Annotated in this window: 14 protein-coding genes; 12 read left to right on the forward strand and 2 right to left on the reverse strand. The window is 72.3% G+C overall.

Annotation, left to right across the window (positions count from 1 at the left end; genetic code table 11):
- Nucleotides 1–65 precede the first annotated feature (65 nt).
- From ACFWRT_RS28105 to ACFWRT_RS28115, 3 genes are all read left to right on the forward strand, one after another.
- The gene (locus ACFWRT_RS28105; protein ID WP_380953292.1) at nt 66–284 is read left to right on the forward strand and encodes a Trm112 family protein; all 219 of its coding nucleotides are present in this window, start codon (nt 66–68) and stop codon (nt 282–284) included.
- On the forward strand, nt 281–1,060 hold the full coding sequence (locus ACFWRT_RS28110; RefSeq protein WP_380953241.1) for an FkbM family methyltransferase: 780 nt from the start codon (nt 281–283) through the stop codon (nt 1,058–1,060). Before ACFWRT_RS28105 ends, ACFWRT_RS28110 begins: the two co-directional genes overlap by 4 nt.
- A gap of 147 nt (nt 1,061–1,207) precedes the next feature.
- On the forward strand, nt 1,208–1,564 hold the full coding sequence (locus ACFWRT_RS28115; RefSeq protein WP_380953240.1) for a PRC-barrel domain-containing protein: 357 nt from the start codon (nt 1,208–1,210) through the stop codon (nt 1,562–1,564).
- 40 nt (nt 1,565–1,604) lie between these two features.
- On the opposite strand, the gene rph is transcribed toward ACFWRT_RS28115, so the two are convergent.
- The gene (rph, locus tag ACFWRT_RS28120) at nt 1,605–4,223 is read right to left on the reverse strand and encodes a rifamycin-inactivating phosphotransferase (RefSeq protein WP_380953239.1); all 2,619 of its coding nucleotides are present in this window, start codon (nt 4,221–4,223) and stop codon (nt 1,605–1,607) included.
- A gap of 347 nt (nt 4,224–4,570) precedes the next feature.
- Between rph and ACFWRT_RS28125 the strand changes: the two genes are divergently transcribed.
- From ACFWRT_RS28125 to ACFWRT_RS28155, 7 genes are all read left to right on the forward strand, one after another.
- Complete coding sequence (locus ACFWRT_RS28125) at nt 4,571–4,717, forward strand: hypothetical protein (RefSeq protein WP_380953238.1); 147 nt, start codon at nt 4,571–4,573, stop codon at nt 4,715–4,717.
- A 105-nt stretch (nt 4,718–4,822) separates the two neighbouring features.
- Nucleotides 4,823–5,686, forward strand: a complete 864-nt coding sequence (locus ACFWRT_RS28130) for a helix-turn-helix domain-containing protein (protein WP_380953237.1) — start codon at nt 4,823–4,825, stop codon at nt 5,684–5,686.
- A gap of 164 nt (nt 5,687–5,850) precedes the next feature.
- Entirely contained in the window at nt 5,851–6,939 is a 1,089-nt protein-coding gene (locus tag ACFWRT_RS28135) for an iron-siderophore ABC transporter substrate-binding protein (RefSeq protein ID WP_380953236.1), read from the forward strand.
- Between the two features lie 25 nt (nt 6,940–6,964).
- Nucleotides 6,965–8,044, forward strand: coding sequence for a FecCD family ABC transporter permease (locus ACFWRT_RS28140; protein ID WP_380953235.1), 1,080 nt, complete (start codon nt 6,965–6,967; stop codon nt 8,042–8,044).
- A complete protein-coding gene (locus tag ACFWRT_RS28145) occupies nt 8,041–9,108 on the forward strand; it encodes a FecCD family ABC transporter permease (protein ID WP_380953234.1) in 1,068 nt (355 codons plus the stop codon). Before ACFWRT_RS28140 ends, ACFWRT_RS28145 begins: the two co-directional genes overlap by 4 nt.
- The gene (locus ACFWRT_RS28150) at nt 9,105–10,769 is read left to right on the forward strand and encodes an ABC transporter transmembrane domain-containing protein (RefSeq protein ID WP_380953233.1); all 1,665 of its coding nucleotides are present in this window, start codon (nt 9,105–9,107) and stop codon (nt 10,767–10,769) included. Before ACFWRT_RS28145 ends, ACFWRT_RS28150 begins: the two co-directional genes overlap by 4 nt.
- A complete protein-coding gene (locus ACFWRT_RS28155; RefSeq protein WP_380953232.1) occupies nt 10,766–12,556 on the forward strand; it encodes an ABC transporter ATP-binding protein in 1,791 nt (596 codons plus the stop codon). Before ACFWRT_RS28150 ends, ACFWRT_RS28155 begins: the two co-directional genes overlap by 4 nt.
- On the opposite strand, the gene ACFWRT_RS28160 is transcribed toward ACFWRT_RS28155, so the two are convergent.
- Complete coding sequence (locus ACFWRT_RS28160; RefSeq protein ID WP_380953231.1) at nt 12,546–13,190, reverse strand: DUF1345 domain-containing protein; 645 nt, start codon at nt 13,188–13,190, stop codon at nt 12,546–12,548. The two genes, ACFWRT_RS28155 and ACFWRT_RS28160, sit on opposite strands and share 11 nt — an antisense overlap.
- Nucleotides 13,191–13,465: 275 nt before the next feature.
- Between ACFWRT_RS28160 and ACFWRT_RS28165 the strand changes: the two genes are divergently transcribed.
- Entirely contained in the window at nt 13,466–15,808 is a 2,343-nt protein-coding gene (locus ACFWRT_RS28165) for an FdhF/YdeP family oxidoreductase (protein WP_380953230.1), read from the forward strand.
- 208 nt (nt 15,809–16,016) lie between these two features.
- Entirely contained in the window at nt 16,017–18,131 is a 2,115-nt protein-coding gene (locus ACFWRT_RS28170; protein ID WP_380953229.1) for a neutral/alkaline ceramidase, read from the forward strand.
- The last annotated feature ends 79 nt before the right edge of the window (nt 18,132–18,210 follow it).

The following is an 18,210-nucleotide window of genomic DNA, read 5'->3' on the forward strand; positions in this document are numbered from 1 at the left end:
CCTCCCGTCCCGTCCCCACCACCGAGGGAGTCCCCATGAACCTCCCCACCACCGAGGGAGTCTCCATGAACCCCGACGACCCGCTGCTCGCCCTCCTGGTCTGCCCGCTCGACAAGGGCCGCCTGGCCCTGCTGACCGATGAGGAGGCGCTCTACAACCCCCGGCTGCGCCTGAGTTACCCCATCCTGGACGGCATCCCGCAACTGCTGCCCTCCTCGGGCCGCAAGGTGGACACCGACGCCCATGAGAGATACCTGGCGCAGCTGAAGGCCTCGGCCGCGTGACCACGTTCGCCGCGGCGGTGGCGTCCCGGCTGCCCACCGGCCTGGTCGCCTCCGCCGCCGTCGCCCTCTACCCGCGCTTCGAACCGGAGCTGCGCCGGCTCGCCGACTTCTGCCCGCCCGGCTCCACCGCCGTGGACATCGGCGGCTGGTACGGGCCCTGGTCGCGGCGGCTCGCCCGGCGCTGCGACCGGGTCGTCACCGTGGAGCCCGTACCGCATCTCGCCGCGCATCTGCGCCGTACGCTGCCGTCGAACGTCCGGGTGGTGCAGGGCGCGGCGACGGACCGCGACGGCTCCACGGTCCGGCTCTGGCTGCCGGAGGGCGACGAGGGCGACCGCGGGGTCTCCTCGCTGGAGCGCCGGGACATCCACGCGCACTGCGTGGAGGTGGAGTCCCTCACCATCGACGGCCTGGGCCTGGACGGCGTCGGCTTCGTGAAGATGGACGTCGACGGTGCGGAGGTGGCCGCTCTGCGGGGTGCGGCGGAGCTGCTGCGGCGGGACCGTCCGGCGCTGCTCGTCGAGCTGGAGAGCCGGCTCGGCCCGATCGCTCCGGCGGTCGACCTGCTCACCGGCCTGGGGTACGCGGGGTGGATCCTGACCGGACGGCGCTGGATGCCGCTGGCCGGGTTCGACCTGCCGGCCCACCAGGCGCGGACGGAACACCTCGTCCATCAGGGGCTGCTGCGCAGGGCGTTCGAGCCGCGCCGCACCCGGTACATCAACTCGGTGCTGTTCCTTCCCGAGGGGCGGGTCCCGGGCGCCTCGGCGGCCTGAGCGAATCCACCCGTACGGGCCGCGCTGAGGGGAAGGTTGCGGGGCAGGTGAGGGGGAGAGCCGGGTGGCCGCCCCCGCGTGGGCGGCCGCCCGGCCGACCCGTCGAGACCGCCCGTACGACCTGGCCTGACCCCGAGGAGTTCCACCGTGATCGAGAGCGCAGACATCCGTGAGTGGCGTACGCGTGACGTCGTCGACCCCGACGGGCGCAGGATCGGGTCCCTGGAGTCCGTCTACGTGGACACGGGGACGGACCAGCCGGCGTTCGCCACCGTGATCGTGGGCCTGCCGACCCGTCACCGGCTGGCCTTCGTGCCGCTGGCGGGGGCCGTCGTCGGCCCGGACTACGTGAAGGTCGCCCACGCCAAGGCCAAGGTGAAGGACGGCCCTTCGATCGGGACGGACGACATCCTGCCCGCCGAGGACGAGCCGGCGCTCTTCGCCTACTTCGGCCTGGAGTACCTGCCGCCGGCCGACGGCGTACGGGTGCTGGCCCGCCGCTGACGACCGGTCCGGCCGGTCACGGGTGCGGCCGGGTGGGCGGTCAGGGCAGGAGCTCGACGTACCCGTCCGTTCCGTGCACGCGGATCCGCTGCCCGTCCCGGATCAGCCGGGTGACCCCCTCCACGCCGACGACGGCGGGCAGTCCGTACTCCCGGGCGATCACCGCGCCATGGGTCATCAGGCCGCCCACCTCCGTCACCAGGCCCGCGACGCCGACGAACAGCGGCGACCAACTGGGGTCGGTGAACCTGGTGACCAGGATGTCGCCCGCTCCGAGGTCGGCGTCCGCCAGGTCCAGGATGACGCGGGCCCTTCCCTCGACGGTCCCGGTGGAGACGGCCAGACCGGCCAGGGCCCCGGCCGGTACGTCCTGCCGTCGGTACGCCCCGGAGAGGGCCTCGCCGTCCGATGTGAGCACCCGGGGCGGGGTGAGCGCCTCGTACGACCGGAACGCGTCCTTACGTTCCCGGATGAGCCGGTCGTCCGCCTGGTGCGAGCGCACGACGTCGTGGAGTTCCTGGAACGTGAGGTAGAAGATGTCCTCCTTCTCTGCCAGCACCTCGGCCTGGACGAGGCGCCCGGCCTCCTCCAGGAGGGCCTGCTTGTAGAGGAAGGAGCGGCTGACGATCCCGTACTTCGGGTACTCCCGGTATCCGGCGAAGGCCCTGACCTGGTCGATCATCCGCTGGGCCTGCTCGGCCCTGCGGTCTCCGTCCGGCAGGCCGCGCAGGCGCGACAGCACGTCCTGCTCCTTCTGCCGCGCCTTCTGCCGGCCCTGTTCGAAGCGGTGTGCGGCGGCGCCCGGCCCGAAGTTCCTGACGTTGTCGAGGATCAGGGGGACGAGCGTGGTGGGGCGCTCGCGCCAGCGCGGCCTGGTGAGGTCGATCTCGCCCACGCAGCGCATGCCGTACCGGTCGAGGTAGGCGTCGATCGCCGCGCGCGCCTCGGCGCCGCCCGGCAGCTTCGCCAGTTCGTCCAGGAAGCCCTCGTCCTCCGCTCCCTTCCCGACGCCCTGGAGGAACGCCACCACCTCGGGGTGCGAGCGGATCACGTCCGCCACGTCGAGCAGGTCCAGCCCCATCTCCGACGTGATGTTGCCGGGGGCGGAGAGCGTGAGTGTGTCGGCCGCGTTCTTCTCGCCCAGCCACTCCCCCAGCGTGTCGTTGAGCCACCAGGCGGCCTCCATGCCCGCCGTGATCGCCCGCATGTTCAGCGGATCGCCGAGGACCCGCCGGTGCTCCTCGAAGGCTTCGAGGAGGAAGTCGAACAGCGCCGGTCCGCGCTTCGTCCGGAGGTCGCGCTCCAAGGCGGCGACGGATGCCCGGCTGCGCTCGACCAACTCCGGGACGATCGCCGGATCGGCCTCGGCCGGAGGCTCGGACGCACCGGCGGCCGGCGGCGTCCCGGGGTCCGGGTCCGGGAGCGGGGGGACGAGTTCACCCCGGTCGAGGACGGTCTCCAGAGCGTCCCTGACCAGCGGATCGCCTCTTCCCACCAGGTCCAGGAGGGCGGCACGTGACGCGGGCGATGCCAGTCGGGGGGTGACGTCGACGAACAGCCGTCCGCCGGCCTCGTGCATCGGGACCAGGGCCGTCCGCTGCCACAGGGAGAGGCCCAGCGGCTTCATGGCGTCGGTCATCATCTGCTGGTGGCCGACGGAGACGTAGACGTGAGGGTCCTGGTCACCGGCGTCGGGGATGGGGTACGCGGTCGTGATCGGGCGGCTCTGGACAATCCGGAAGCCGTCGTCGGCCAGGCACCACTCGATGTCCTGCGGACGGCCGAAGTGCGCCTCGATCCGCCGCCCGAGCTCCACAAGCCGCAGGACCTGCGCATCCGTCAGCGCCGGCCGCCCCTGCCGCTGCGGATCGACCTCCACCGCCCGCGTACCGCCGCCCGGCACGGCGTGCACGGCACGCTGCTTGGCGGCGATGGCCCGGGCGACGACCGCGCCGTCCCGCACGGTGAAGACGTCCGGGTTCACCAGCCCGGAGACCAGGGCCTCGCCGAGACCGAAGCCGGCGTCCACGGTGGCGGTCCGCCGGTCGCCGGTGAGGGGATCGGCCGTGAACAGGACGCCGGCCGCTTCGGGGCGGACCATCCGCTGGACGACCACGGCCATCTGGACCGCCCGGTGGTCGATGCCGTTCCGCCGGCGGTAGGCGACGGCCCGCTCGGTGAACAGCGAGGCCCAGCACCGGCTGACGTGCCGGAGCACCTCGGCCGGCCCGACGACGTTCAGGTAGGTGTCCTGCTGGCCGGCGAAGGAGGCCGTCGGCAGGTCCTCCGCCGTCGCACTGGACCGGACGGCGACGGCGGTCCCCTCACCGAGCCGGGCGAGGGCACCGGTGATCTCCGCCGCGAGGCCGCCGGGGATCTCGGTCTCCTCGACGGCCCGGCGAATGTCCGCGCTGAGCGTGCGGAGCGCCTCCCGGTCGTCCGGGTCCGAGCGCGACAACCTCTCCAGCCGGTCGTCGAGGGACGGAACCCGCGCCACCACCCGGCGGAAGGCGTCGGTCGTCACGCAGAAGCCGTCCGGCACGCGGATGCCGTCGATCCGGGACAGCGCGCCCAGTTGGGCTCCCTTGCCGCCGACGAGGGCGAGCTGCGTCGCATCGGCCTCATGGAGGTCCCGTACGTCTGTCCGGCGCATCGTCATTCCTTCTTCCTCCGTGGTTCGGGGCACGGCGGACGATTCTGCGCGGTGACCGGGGCCTTGTGGCAAGCCCCCCGGTGCGCTATATGTTGAACACGGCAAGGGGAGCACTCTCCTTGCCTTTGCTTTTTGGTGCCTTTGCTTTGGGTGCCCTTCTTTTTGCGCCACGTTCCATGCTCCCCCGACTCCGTACGGCGGGCTGTCGGATGGCGCGTTCGGGTCGTGTGCGGGCGAGCGGCGTGTTGCGGCGTGCGGATGATACGACCAGGTGGTGTTCTGCACGCCCTGGCAATTCCCGGCCGATGGCGCGATGGCGAATCCTTGGCCGCGCTGCTCCGAAGGTGCGCTCCATGGAATTCAGCACGGCGTTCGTGCTCGGCGGGCCGGCATTGCTGCTGATGCTGGTCGGCGGCACGGTCCTTACCGCCCATGTCGACAACGCCGTGAAAGCCGACGCGGAGGACGACACCGGCCCCGGGGAGGAGTTGTCCGTGTGAGGCCCCGTGGCCTGATCACCAGGACACGCCCTCATAAGGGGGATGCCGCCGAAGACGACCCCCGAGCCTCCCGCCGACCACAGAAGTTAGGTTACCCTAACTTCCATGTCGGTTTCGGTTGTTTCCCCCGGTCGCGGGCGCGCGGAGAGGCTCTCGGCGACTCTGCTCCGCTGGGCCGAGCCGTCGGTCGGCGGACCCGTGGTGGAGGCGCCCTACCTGCTCACCACTGCGGTCCTCGACAGCCCCGCCCCCGCCGGGTCGTCGACGAGCGGGGTGCACACCCACGACGACGCCCTCGTGGTCTGGCCGCACGTCGGCACCACGACCCTGCACACGCGGAACACGGTGCGCCGCCTCGTACCCGGTCAGGCCGCCTGGATGCCACCGGGCACCCCGCACGCCTCGCACCCCGATCCGGGGAGCGTGGCCTGCTACACCTATGTGACCCGGGCCGCGATCCCGCCGCGCTGGAACGCCCCGCGCTCCCTGCGGATGGGGCGCGCGCTCCAGGAGATGCTGCTGCACCTCGATGCCCATGCGATGCCCGACGACCGGCGCCTGCGGGCCCAGCGGCTCATCATCGAGATGCTGGAGGAGGACCCGCACGCGGCGATGGAGGTCCCCGTCCCCGAGGACCCGCGGATCCGGGCCATGGCCGAGGACATCATGCGGGACCCGGAGAGCGACCTCTCGCTGGAGGAGTGGGCGGCGCGGCACGCGCTGAGCGTGCGGACGGTCACGCGGGCGTTCGGCCGGGACGTCGGGATGTCGTTCACCCGGTGGCGGTCGCTGGTACGGATGTCCGCGGCGACGACCCTGCTCGCCCAGGGCCGCCCGGTCAACCTGGTCGCGCACCGCTGCGGCTACTCGACGACGAGCGCGTTCTCCGCCGCGTTCCGCCGGGTGACCGGGACCAGCCCGACCGCGTATCTGCGCGAGCAGTCGACGCTCGCGCCCGCCGGCCACTGATACGCCGTCACGGACCTCGACCGACACCCGTCACGCGCCTCACGCGTGGCCGATTCGCGACGCACCCTGGCCCGTTCGCGACCCTCCTCGGCGTCCGGTCCTTCTAGCGTTCGGCGAGGCAAGGGTCACCTGACCCGCCCCGCTGTCCAGATCCGAGGAGAACCGTGTCCCCATCCATGCCGGCCGGACGCCGAACGGGCCCGCTGGCCCGTGTCCTGGCGCTCGTCATCGGCGCCGTACTCGTCCTGGGAGGCTGCGGCAGCGGCGAGTCCGGGAAGACCACGACCGAGGCGAAGGCCGACGGCGCGTCCAACAGCTTCCCCGTGGACATCAAGCACGCCCACGGCACCACCACCATCAAGGCGAAGCCCGAGCGCATCGTCACGCTCAGCTGGATGTCGCTGGACGTCGTCGCCGCGCTCGGCACCGTACCGGTCGGCGTGGACGAGCAGTGGGGCGGCGACAAGGACGGCTACACGCCCTGGTTCCGCACCCAGGTCGAGAAGCTCGGCGGGCCCCTCCCCGAGACGCTGGAGTACGGCGACGCGGGAGAGATCGACTTCGAGCAGATCCTCTCCCTCGAACCCGACCTCATCATCGGCCTGTACTCCGGCATCACGGACGTCGACTACAAGCGCCTCGCCGAGATCGCCCCCACGCTCCCCTACCTCAAGAAGCCCTGGGACGGCGGGACCTGGCAGGAGATGACCCGCACCATCGGCAAGGCGATGGGCGAGGAGAAGAAGGCCGAGGGCCTGGTCGATGACGTCGGCGGGCAGTTGGCGGCGGTCGCCGTGGACCACCCGGAGTTCAAGGAGAAGACCTTCACCTACGCGGTCGCTCTCACCCCCGGGTCGACGGAGGCCGGCCTCTACCTCGAGTACGACGCCCGCGTGCGGCTGCTGACCGAGATCGGGTTCAGGAACACCCCGTCGATGAGCACGATCGCCGCCACGGCCAAGGGCACCAACTGGTACGGCGGCGTGAGCCTGGAGAAGCTCGACTCGATCGAGGCGGATGTGGTCGTGGCCTGGGCGAACGCCCCGGCCGAGGTCACGTACTCCCTCAAGGACCCGCTCTTCTCCCGCTGGAAGCCGATCGCCGGCAAGCACTACGCCTTCGTCCAGGACCCGCAGCTGGCGATGGCGACGAGCGGACCGACCGTGCTCTCCATCCCGTGGGGTCTCGAACGCTATGTGCCGATGCTCGCCGATGCCGTCGCGGGCAAGGGCAGCACCGGCGCGGGCTCCTGATCCGCCACGCCTGGCAGGGATGACGATGACCACCACCGCACCACCCCCCGCCCCGGCCCCGGGCCAGGCCGGACCGGACCCGCGCGACGCCGCGGGTCCGGTCCGCCGGCGCCACCGCTACCGCCTGCTGATCCTGCTGGCCGCCCTCGCGCTGCTGTCCGTGACGGCGGTCCTCAGTGTGATGGTCGGCGCCCGGCCCATCGCTCCGGGGACCGTCTGGGACGCGCTGCTGCGCTTCGACAACTCCGACGAGCACGTGATGGTCCGCGAACTGCGGGTGCCGCGCACGGTGATCGGGCTCGTCACCGGTACGGCGCTGGGCCTGAGCGGGGCGCTGATCCAGGCGTTCACCCGTAACCCGCTGGCCGATCCCGGCATCCTCGGGGTCAACGCGGGCGCGAGCCTCGCGGTGACGTTCGCCGTCGCCGTGCTCGGGTTCACCGCGGCGAGCCAGTTCATCTGGTTCGCGCTCGGGGGCGCCTTCGGGCTCACCGTGCTCGTCTACACCCTGGGGTCGATCGGGGCGGACCGGGGAACCCCGGTGAAACTCACCCTGGCCGGTGTCGCGTTCACCGCCGTGTGCGGCGGCCTCACCTCCGCCATGGTCCTCAAGTCCACCGCCACCCTCGACGTCATGCGGTTCTGGGGCGTCGGCTCCATCGGCGGCCGCTCGCTGGACATCCTCCCCGTCGCGCTGCCGCTCATCGGCGCGGGCCTCCTGCTGGGGCTGCTCAGCGCCGGCTCCCTCAACGCCCTGGCCCTCGGCGACGACCTCGCCCGGTCCCTGGGGACGCGTCTCGCGCTCACCCGGGTGACCCTGATCCTCGCCGTCACGCTGCTGGCCGGGACCTCCGTCGCCGTCGCCGGTCCCATCTCGTTCGTGGGGCTGATGGTGCCGCACATCGTGCGCTGGTTCGTGGGACCCGACCAGCGGTGGATCCTGCCCGTCACCTGCGTCGCCGCCCCCGCCTTCCTGCTCGCCGCCGACATCGTCGGCCGGATCGTGCTGCCGTCGGGGGAACTGCGGGTCGGACTCGTCACCGCGCTCGTCGGCGCGCCCGTCCTCATCGCGCTCGTCCGGCGCCGGAAGGCGAGCGCGCTGTGACCGCCCGGCCCCTCGCCGGCAGAACCGGCTTCAAACAGGCCACCTGGGCGGTGCGTCGGGGCGGCGCCTCGCTGCGCGTCGAGCGGCGGTCCGTCCTCGTCTGCGGCGCCCTGGTCCTGGCCGTGGCCGCCCTCGGTGTGCTCACCCTCGCCACCGGTTCCATCCAGTTCACCCCCGCCCAGGTGCTCTCCGCGCTCTTCGACCCGGACGCCGAGCCCCGTACGCGGCTGGTCGTCGTCACCTGGCGGCTGCCTCGGCTGCTGTTCGCGGTGGTCTGCGGAGCGGCCCTCGCGGTCAGCGGGGCGCTCTTCCAGTCCCTCACGAAGAACCCGCTGGGCTCACCGGACGTGATCGGCTTCGCCTCCGGTTCGTACGCGGGCGCCAGTGTGGTCATGCTCGTGCTCAGCACCGCCGACTACCTTGCGGTCGCCGCGGGTTCGCTGATCGGCGGGGCCCTCACCGCACTCCTGGTGTATGTGCTGGCCCACCGGAGGGGGGTGAGCCCGTTCCGGCTGATCATCGTGGGCATCGCCGTCGGCGCGTTCCTCTCCTCCATCACCTCCATGCTGCTGCTCGCCGTCAGCCCGGAGCGGGCGATGCTGGTGGCCACCTGGGGCGCCGGCTCCCTCAGCGGGCTCGGCTTCGAGCAACTGCGGGCGACGGCCGTCGTCTTCGCCGTCCTGCTGATCTGCTCGGCCGGCGTGGTGCGGCCCCTGGTCCACCTGGAGATGGGCGACGACACCGCTCTGGCGCTCGGGGTGAACGCCCAGCGCGCCCGGCTCACCGCCACGGTCACCGGGGTCGCGCTGACCGCACTGGTGACGGCGGCCGTCGGGCCGATCGCGTTCGTCGCCCTCGCCGCACCGCAGATCGCCCAGCGGCTGACCCGGAGCTCCACGACCCTGCGGATCGCCCCGGCGGCGCTCACCGGTGCGGCGGTCCTGGTCGCGGCCGATTTCCTCGCCCAGCGGGTGGACCTGCCCGTGGGTGTCGTCACGGTGTGCGTCGGCGGGGCCTATCTGGCCTGGCTGCTGGCGCGCCAGTACAAGGGTGGCCGCCGATGAGTTCCCCCGGATCCACCACGCGCGCGGAAGCGTCCGTCGCGGCTCTCTTCCGGGTGGCGCTGCTGCGTGACGGGCGTGGTCTGCGGATCGGCCTCACCACCGCGGCGTTCATGGTCCACCAGCTGTGCGAGGCGCTGGTGCCCGTCCTCATCGGCGTGGTCATCGACCGGGCGATGGCCCCGGCGGACCGGACCGCCCTGGTCTGGTGGCTGGCCGCGCTGGGCGGGGTCTTCGTCGTGCTGTCGCTGTCGTACCAGCGCGCGTCGTCGTCGATGGTCACGGTGTACGGCTACGGGGAGCACGAGCTCCGGCAGCGCGCGATGACCCGGCTGCTGGACCCGCTGTCGCTGCGCCCCCGCCCCGGTTCCGGTGAGGCGCTCTCGCTGGTCTCCTCGGACACGTACCGGGTGGCGGGGGTGTCGTGGAGCGTGGTCCAGCAGGCGTCCACCCTGACCGCGATCCTCACGGCGTCGGTGGCCCTGCTGGTGATCTCCGTGCCGCTGGGCGTGGGGGTCATCGCCGGGACCGTCCTCATGCTGGTGGTCATGCGGCGGGTGTCGGTGCCGCTGGAGGCGCGGGGGCTGGCCGAGCAGGGGTCGGCGGCGCGGGCCAGTGAGGTGGCCACCGATCTGATCACGGGGATACGGGTGGTGGCCGGGATGGACGCCCGGGCGGAGGCCGCCCGCCGCTACCGCGCCGCGAGCGACACCTCGCGGCGCGGTGCCGTGGCAGCCTCGCGGTCGGTCCTGGCGTACAGCGGTCTCAGTCAGCTGCTGTCGGGCGTCTTCCTCGCGGCGCTGGCGACGGCGTCCGGCCACCTCGCGCTGGACGGTCACATCACCATCGGCCAACTGGTCACTGTGCTGGGACTCGCGCAGTTCCTCCAGGGCGCCCTCGCCCATGTCGGCACCTTCGCCTCGAACTGGATCCACAAGCGGGCCTCCGCGCGCCGCCTCGGCGAACTGATCGACGCACCGCACCTGATAGAGCCGCTGTCGACCGGAACGGTTACGGAACCGGCATCGTCCCTCCTCCGCTGGCACCCGCCCGGCCACGGCGAGCCGCTCGACCTGCGCCCCGGCGACCTCGTCGGCGTCGTCCCCCACCACCCCGCCCACGCCCGCGGCCTCAGCGACCGGCTCGGCTACCGGGTCCCCCTCCCCCGCGGCGAACTCCTGATCGGCGGGGTGGACGCGGTCGACCTGGGCCCCGACCGGGTACGCGCCCGGGTCGTCGCCCCGCCCCACCACGGCGCGGTCTTCTCCGGCACCCTGCACGCCAACCTGGTCCCCCGGGGCGGGGCGGTGGACCCGGACGTCACGGCGGCGGCCCTGCTCGACGACGTACGCGAACAGATCGGGGGCGACCTGGCCGAGGTCGGGGAGCACGGCCGCCGGCTCTCCGGCGGTCAGCGGCAACGGCTGCTGCTGGCCCGGGCGTTGCACGCCGACGCGGACCTCGTCGTCCTCGACGAACCCGCCACCGCCGTCGACCCGGTGACCGAACAGCGCATCGCCGAAGGGCTGCGGTCCCTGCCGTCCACCATCCTCCTGATCACCGCCAGCCCGATCCTGCTCTCCGCCTGCGACCGGGTGGTCGAGCTCGGCGGGACCGGGCAGGGCACCCCCGAAAGCGACGAACCGAACGGACCCGCCCGGTGACCCCGACCCCTCAGCCGACCGACACCCCCGTCACCACCCTTCCCGTCGCCGACGCCCGCCGGACCCGTGCGGAGATCCTCCGCCGCCTCCGCACCCTCCGCCGCCGGCTCGGGGCGGCCCTGCTCACGCTCCTCGGCGGTACGGCGGCCACGCTCGCCACGCCGCCCCTGCTCGGCGGGATCGTGGACACCGTCGCGGACGGCGCCGCGAAGAGCCACGTACTCGTCCTCGGGATCGCCCTGGCGGCCGCGACCGCTGTGGGGGCCGCCCTCGCCTGTGCGGGCGGCCGGATGCTGGTGGCGCTCGTGCAGGAGGTACTGGCCGGGCTGCGCGAGGACGTCTTCGAGACCGCCGTCCACCTCCCCGTCAACACCCTGGAGAGCAGCGGCAGTTCCGATGTCGTCTCCCGGGTCACCCGCGATGTGGAGGCGGTCTCGGAGGCGGCGTCCGACGTCCTTCCCGAGGTGACGAACGCGGGCTTCACCATCGGTCTGAGCCTGGTGGGACTCGCCGTCCTCGACGTCCGTCTCGCGCTCGCCGGGCTCGTCTGCCTGCCCGTCCACGCCTACGCCACCAGGCAGTTCCTCCACCGCTCGCACCGCGTGTACGGGGACATCCGCAGGCTGGAGTCGGCGCGCGGACAGGCGGTCATCGAGGCGGTGCGCGGGGCCGAGTCCATCGTCGCGTACCGCACCCAGGCCCACCATCTCGACGACCTGGCCGAACGCAGCGTCCACGCCGTCGAGCGGCAGCGCGACGGGGTGAAGCTGCGCAACCGGTTCACGGGGCTGCTGAACGCGGCGGAGTTCCTCGGTCTCGCCGCCGTCCTCGTGACGGGCTTCGCGCTCTTCCGCTCGGGGGCCGTCACCCTCGGCGCCGCCACCGCCGCCGCCCTCTACTTCCACCGGCTCTTCGGCCCGGTCGGGGCGCTCCTGGGCAGCCTGGACGACATCCAGCGGGCCACGGTGGGGCTGTCGCGCCTCGTCGGGATCACCGACCTGGGGGGCCGCCCCGCACACCCGGGGAGCGGGGCGCGGAGGCCCGGTCGCCCGGGGAGCCCGGACATCGACGTGAAGGGCGTCTCGTACGCGTACGACGGCACCCGCCCGGCCCTGCGCGAGGTCTCGCTCCATGCCCCGGCGGGCACCAGCCTCGCGCTCGTCGGCGCCAGCGGCTCGGGCAAGTCCACGCTGGCCCGGCTCATCGCGGGGATCGGCACCCCGGACCGGGGCAGCGTCACCGTGGGAAGCCCCGACGCCCCGGCCTTCCGCTATCTGGTCACCCAGGAGGTCCACCTGTTCGGGGGCACCCTGGCCGACAACCTGAGGCTCGCCCGGCCCGGCGCCACCGACGACCAGCTCCGCCACGCCCTGCGCGAGGCCGGGGCCGACTGGGAACCGGCCCTGGCGGACGGGCTGGACACCGTCCTGGGCCCCGGCGGCACCCCGCTCGACGACGGTTCCGTCCAGCACCTGGCGCTCGCCCGGGTCCTGCTGGCCGACCCGCCCGTCGTCGTCCTGGACGAGGCCACCGCCGAATCGGGCCCGCGGACCCGCGCCCTCCTCCAGGGCGCCCTGGCCCGGGTCACCGCGGGCCGCACCTCCGTGGTCGTGGCGCACCGGCTGGAGCAGGCGCGCCTGGCCGACCGGGTCCTGGTCCTGCGGGACGGCGTGGTGGCGGAATCGGGAACGCACGACGAGCTGCTGGCCGCCGGGGGCGCGTACGCGGCGCTCTGGGCGGCGTACCACCGCGCGCGGCGGGGCGGCGGGCCGGCGGTCAGCCCGTGACGATCCCGGTGACGAGGTTGATGGTGGTGGCGAGGATGCTGGCGCCGAACACGTACGACAGCAGGCAGTGCCGGAGGGCGACCGCGCGGATCTCGGTGGTGGAGACGTTGGTGTCGGAAACCTGGTAGGTCATGCCGAGGTTGTAGCTGAAGTAGAGGAAGTCGACGTACTTCGGACTGTTCCGGGAGTTGAAGTCGATGCCGCCCTCGGTGGGCACGTAGTAGAGGTACGCGTACCGGGTGGCGTACATCAGGTGGAGCGAGGCCCAGGCGGTGAAGACGCCGGCCAGCGCGATGGCCGCGGCGGCGTGGCTGAGGTCGGAGTCGCTGGTCAGGAGCAGCACCACGATGCCGACGAGCCCGCAGAGGGCGGCCGCGACGACGACCAGCTCTTCGAGGACGGGACGGAACTCCTCACGGCGGACGTTGTGGTGGGTGGTGGCCGCGTCCATGGGCCAGAGCGCGATCCAGCCGGCGATGACGAAGATCGTCTCGGCGGCGGCGATCCCGGCGAGGACGCCGAGCGGCGCGTGGGTCAGCAGACCGGTGACCACGCCGGCGACGACCCCGAGGACCGCCGCGACGACGAGCCGGGGGACGGCGGAGAGCGCGGGGCGGTGGGGCAGGGGGCTCAAGCGGGATCACCTCGGCGGATCGGTGAATCGGGCGGATCTGGGGATCCGGGCGGGTGGGGCGGATCGGGGGGAACCGGGCGGATCGGGGGATCGGGCGGATCGACTCCCGTACGACCACCGCCATCCCACTCCCCCGGGCCTCCCGCCGCACCTCACCACGGGCCGAGTGGCGTACGGGAAGGCCCCTGCATAGCCTGCGAGGGAGCCCCGTTTCGTCACCTCATGCCCGAAATGAGTCGCAGGTCGTACGCGGCCGGGTCGAAAGGTCGAGAGCCGTGAGCACCCACCACCACGAGCAGGACCGCCCGGACCACCACGACGGGCGGGAGGACCCACCAGAGCACAGCGTCGGCCCCGCCCCCGACGGCGAGCCGCGGTTCCGCCCTTACCACCACCCGGCCGCCGGCTGGGGCGCGGCGGAGAGCGTGACCCGGTTCCTGGCGCGCGAGCGCTCCCCGGTGGACGGTCCGCGGGCCATCCTGAAGATGAACCACGAGGACGGCGGTTTCGACTGCCCCGGGTGTGCCTGGCCGGACGACCTCAAGGGCCTGCACCTGGACATCTGCGAGAACGGGATCAAGCACGTCACCTGGGAGATGACCCGCAAGCGGGTCGGGCGGGAGTTCTTCGCCGCGCACTCGGTGACCGAGCTGTCCGGATGGAGCGACTACGACCTGGAGAACCAGGGCCGCCTCACCGAGCCGATGGTCTACGACCCCGCGTCCGACCACTACACGCCCATCAGTTGGAAGGACGCCTTCGAGACCGTCGGCTCCGCCCTGCGCGGCTTGGACGACCCGAACCAGGCGGCCTTCTACACCTCCGGCCGGCTCGGCAACGAGGCCACGTTCCTCTACCAGCTGATGGCCCGCGAGCTGGGCACGAACAACCTGCCCGACTGCTCCAACATGTGCCACGAGGCCAGCGGCCGGGCGCTGACCGCCTCCCTCGGTACGGGAAAGGGAACGGTCGACCTCAAGGACTGGGAGAGCGCCGACGCGCTGTTCATCCTCGGCGTCAACGCGGCCTCCAACGCACCCCGGATGCTCACGGCCCTCTCCGAGGCCTACCGGCGCGGCGCGCAGATCGTGCACATCAACCCGCTCGTGGAGGCGGCCGCCACCCGCACCATCGTCCCGCACGACTTCATGGACATGGCGCTCTTCAAGTCGACGCCGACCAGCACGCTCAACCTCCAGCCGCGCATCGGCGGGGACATGGCGCTGCTGCGGGGCATGGCGAAGGCGGTGCTGGAGCAGTCGGCGTCCGATCCGAAGGCGATGGACCAGGAGTTCATCGACCGGTACACCACCGGCTTCGCGGAGTACCGGGCGCTGTGCGAGGCGACGCCGTGGGAGGAGATCGAGACCCAGTCGGGGCTGAGCCGCGCCGACGTGCTGAAGGCGGCGCGGGTGTACGGCGAGGCCGACCGCTCCGTCGTGAGCTGGTGCCTCGGCCTCACCCAGCACGAGCACGGCGTCGACACCGTACGGGAGATCGTCAACCTGCTGCTGCTCCGCGGCAACCTCGGCCGGGAGGGCGCGGGCCCCTCCCCCGTACGCGGACACAGCAACGTCCAGGGCAACCGGACCTGCGGCATCGACCACCGCCCCACCGACGCCTTCCTCGACCGCCTCGCCGAGGCCTGCGGGATCACCCCGCCCCGCGCACACGGCCTGGACACCGTCGGCACGATCAAGGCGATGCGGCAGGGCGAGATCAAGGTGTTCGTCGCGATGGGCGGCAACTTCGCCATGGCCGCGCCCGACACCCCGGCCACCTTCGCGGCGCTGCGCTCCTGCGACCTCACCGTCCAGGTGAGTACGAAGCTCAACCGGAGCCACCTCGTCCACGGCGGCCGGGCCCTGATCCTGCCGTGTCTCGGCCGGACCGAGAAGGACCATCAGCGCAAGGGCGTGCAGTCCACCTCCGTCGAGGACTCGATGAGCATGGTCCACCTGTCGATCGGCATGAAGCGCCCGGCGTCGCCGCGCCTGCTCTCCGAACCGGCCATCGTCGCCGGGATGGCCCGCGCCGCCCTGCCGGACAGCGCGACGCCCTGGCAGTGGTACATCGAGGACTACGACCGCATCCGCGACACCATGGCCAAGGCGCTGGACGGCTTCGAGGACTTCAATCGGCGGGTGCGCCTGCCGCTGGGCTTCCGCATCCGGCAGCCCGCCCGTGAGCTGGTCTTCCTCACCCCGTCCGGGCGCGCCGAGTTCTCCACAGCCGCCCTGCCGGACGTCGTGCCCGCCGCCGGCACGCTGGCGCTGGGCACCATGCGCTCGCACGACCAGTGGAACACCACCATCTACTCCGACAACGACCGCTACCGGGGCATCAAGAACCTGCGCACGCTCGTCTTCATGAACCGGGCCGACATGCGCGACCGCGGCATCGCCGACCTCGGCCCGGTCGACATCACGAGCACGGCGAAGGACGGCAGCCGGCGCCACCTCAACGGCTACCTGGCCATCCCGTACGACATCCCGCGCGGCTGCGCGGCCGGATACATGCCGGAGATGAACGTGCTGTGCGCGCTCGGCGACTACAGCACGCAGAGCGACCAGCCGATCATGAAGCATGTGAAGGTGACGATCGCGCCTGCCGCCTGAGCCACGGCGGCGCATTCCCTACCTTCAGCGTCATAACACACCAGTCCGGGCACGGTTTCTGAGGAATGCTCATTTACTGGCCGGTAGAGATCTATGCGACGCAGGTCACACCCCTCTACCGTCGGGGCAGCGCTCCGGGTCCCGCCGCTGTCGGTGAGCCGCCGACCGGGCCCCGGGGTCCCGCACGTCTCCCGCCCCAGGAGGTCCGATGCCCCCAGCCCCCCGCCGCTCCCCACGCAAGCTCTCCGCCCTCGCACTCGCCGTCGCTCTGGGAGCCGTGGCTCTCGGCGCCCCCTCCCCCGCATCGGCCTCACCGGCCACCGCGGCAGCCGCGGCAGCCGCAGCCTCAGGCGCCACCGTCACCGCCACCGCCACCGCCGAACCGGACTACCTCATCGGGCGCGGCATCGCCGACGTCACCGGGGAGGCCGCCGAGACCGGGATGATGGGCTACTCCAGCTTCGACCAGAAGACGTCCGGCATCCACCAGCGCCAGCGGTCACGCGCGTACGTCGTGGCCGACCGGGCGACCGGCAAGCGCGTGGTCTACGTCAACGCCGACCTCGCGATGATCTTCCAGTCCGTCCGGCAGGGCGTCCTGGCCCGTCTCCAGGAGCGGTACGGCAGCCTGTACGGGGAGGAGAACGTCCTCCTCTCCGCCACCCACACCCACTCCGGCCCGGGCGGCTACTCGCATCACGTGGCGTACAACCTCTCCGTCCTCGGCTTCCAGAACGGCACCTACCGGGCGATCGTCGACGGCATCGCCGAGTCCGTCGCCAAGGCCCACGACGACCTGAAGCCCGGCACGATCAGCCTGGGCACCGGCACTCTCGCCAACGCCAGCGTCAACCGCTCCCGCGCGGCCTTCGACCGCAATCCGGCGGCCGACCGGGCGGCCTTCCCGGACGGGATCGACCCGGCGATGACCGTGCTGCGGTTCCGGCAGGGCGGCAAGGACGCGGGCGCGATCAGTTGGTTCGCCACCCACAACACCTCGATCACCAACAAGAACACGCTCATCAGCCCGGACAACAAGGGCTATGCCGCCTATGCCTGGGAGCACGACCACGAGGGCGTGCGCTATCTCGACAACACCCCCGGATTCGTCGCCGCGTTCCCCAACACCAACGCGGGCGACATGTCCCCGAACCTCAATCTGAAGCCCGGATCGGGGCCCACCGAGGACGAGTTCGAGAACACGCGCATCATCGGTGAGCGCCAGCTCGACAAGGCCCGCGAGGTCTACCGGGACGCGAAGCCGGTGACCGGCGGGATCGACTCCCGCCTCACCTACGTGGACATGGAGAACGTCACCGTACGCGGGCAGTACACGAGCGACGGCAAGGAGGCCCGCACCTGCCCCGCCGTCGTGGGCGCCTCCACCCTCGCGGGCAGTGTGGAGGACGGCCCGGCGATCCCCGGCTTCGAGGAGGGCATGCGCACGCCGGTCGCCTCCATCATCGACGCGCTGCGGGTCGACACCCCGTCCTGGCTCGCGACCTGCCAGTACCCGAAGGCGAGCCTGATCCCGACGGGCCTGCTGAGCAACGTCCACCCGGTCACGCCGAAGATCCTCCCGCTCCAGATCATGCGGATCGGGGAGCTGTACCTGGTGGCGGGCCCGGGTGAGTTCACGATCACGGCCGGGCTCCGGGTCCGCCGGACCGTGGCCCAGGAGCTCGGGGTTCCGCTGGAGCGGGTGCTGCTCCAGGGGTACGCCAACGCCTACAGCCAGTACGTGACGACGCCGGAGGAGTACGACACGCAGAACTACGAGGGCGGCTCCACGCTCTACGGCCGCAACACGCTCCCCGCCTACCAGCAGGAGTTCGCGCGGGTCGCGGCCTCGCTGCGCCAGGGCACCCCGATCGGCCGGGGCACGGCACCGCCGGACGAGTCGGCCCGGCAGTTCACGTTCCAGACGGGCGTGGTGTACGACAACCCGCCGCTCGGCAAGTCCTTCGGCTCGGTCCTGACCGCGCCGGTCTCCTCGTACGCACGCGGCTCCACGGCGACCGTCGAGTTCGCCACCGGACACCCGAAGAACAACGTGCGCCGGGGCGGGACCTTCCTGGAGGTCCAGCGTCTTGAGGCCGGAAAGTGGGTGCGGGTGCTGGACGACGGCGACTGGGAGACCAGGTATCGCTGGACCCGGATCAACGGACTGACCGGTACGTCGAAGGCCACGGTCACCTGGGACATCGGGCCGGACACCGCCCCCGGCACGTACCGGATCGTGCACCACGGGGACGCGAAGAACCTGCTGGGGAAGATCACCCCGTTCATGGGCACGTCCCCGACGTTCACCGTGACCGGGTAGCGGTAGCGGTGAGGGTGGTGGGCGGGGGCCGGGCAGCCGGGACCCCGCCCACCACGGCCATTCGGTACGAGATGCCGGG

Origin of the sequence: Streptomyces cyaneofuscatus, from assembly GCF_042718795.1 — a bacterium.
GTDB classification, from domain to species: domain Bacteria; phylum Actinomycetota; class Actinomycetes; order Streptomycetales; family Streptomycetaceae; genus Streptomyces; species Streptomyces cyaneofuscatus_A.

Excerpts from the sequence above, each read along its gene's own strand:
- ACFWRT_RS28105 (WP_380953292.1), top strand. The coding sequence starts at position 66 with ATGAACCCCGACGACCCGCTGCTCGCCCTCCTGGTCTGCCCGCTCGAC.
- rph (WP_380953239.1), bottom strand. The coding sequence starts at position 4,223 with ATGACGATGCGCCGGACAGACGTACGGGACCTCCATGAGGCCGATGCG.
- ACFWRT_RS28125 (WP_380953238.1), top strand. The coding sequence starts at position 4,571 with ATGGAATTCAGCACGGCGTTCGTGCTCGGCGGGCCGGCATTGCTGCTG.
- ACFWRT_RS28130 (WP_380953237.1), top strand. The coding sequence starts at position 4,823 with ATGTCGGTTTCGGTTGTTTCCCCCGGTCGCGGGCGCGCGGAGAGGCTC.
- ACFWRT_RS28140 (WP_380953235.1), top strand. The coding sequence starts at position 6,965 with ATGACCACCACCGCACCACCCCCCGCCCCGGCCCCGGGCCAGGCCGGA.
- ACFWRT_RS28150 (WP_380953233.1), top strand. The coding sequence starts at position 9,105 with ATGAGTTCCCCCGGATCCACCACGCGCGCGGAAGCGTCCGTCGCGGCT.
- ACFWRT_RS28170 (WP_380953229.1), top strand. The coding sequence starts at position 16,017 with ATGCCCCCAGCCCCCCGCCGCTCCCCACGCAAGCTCTCCGCCCTCGCA.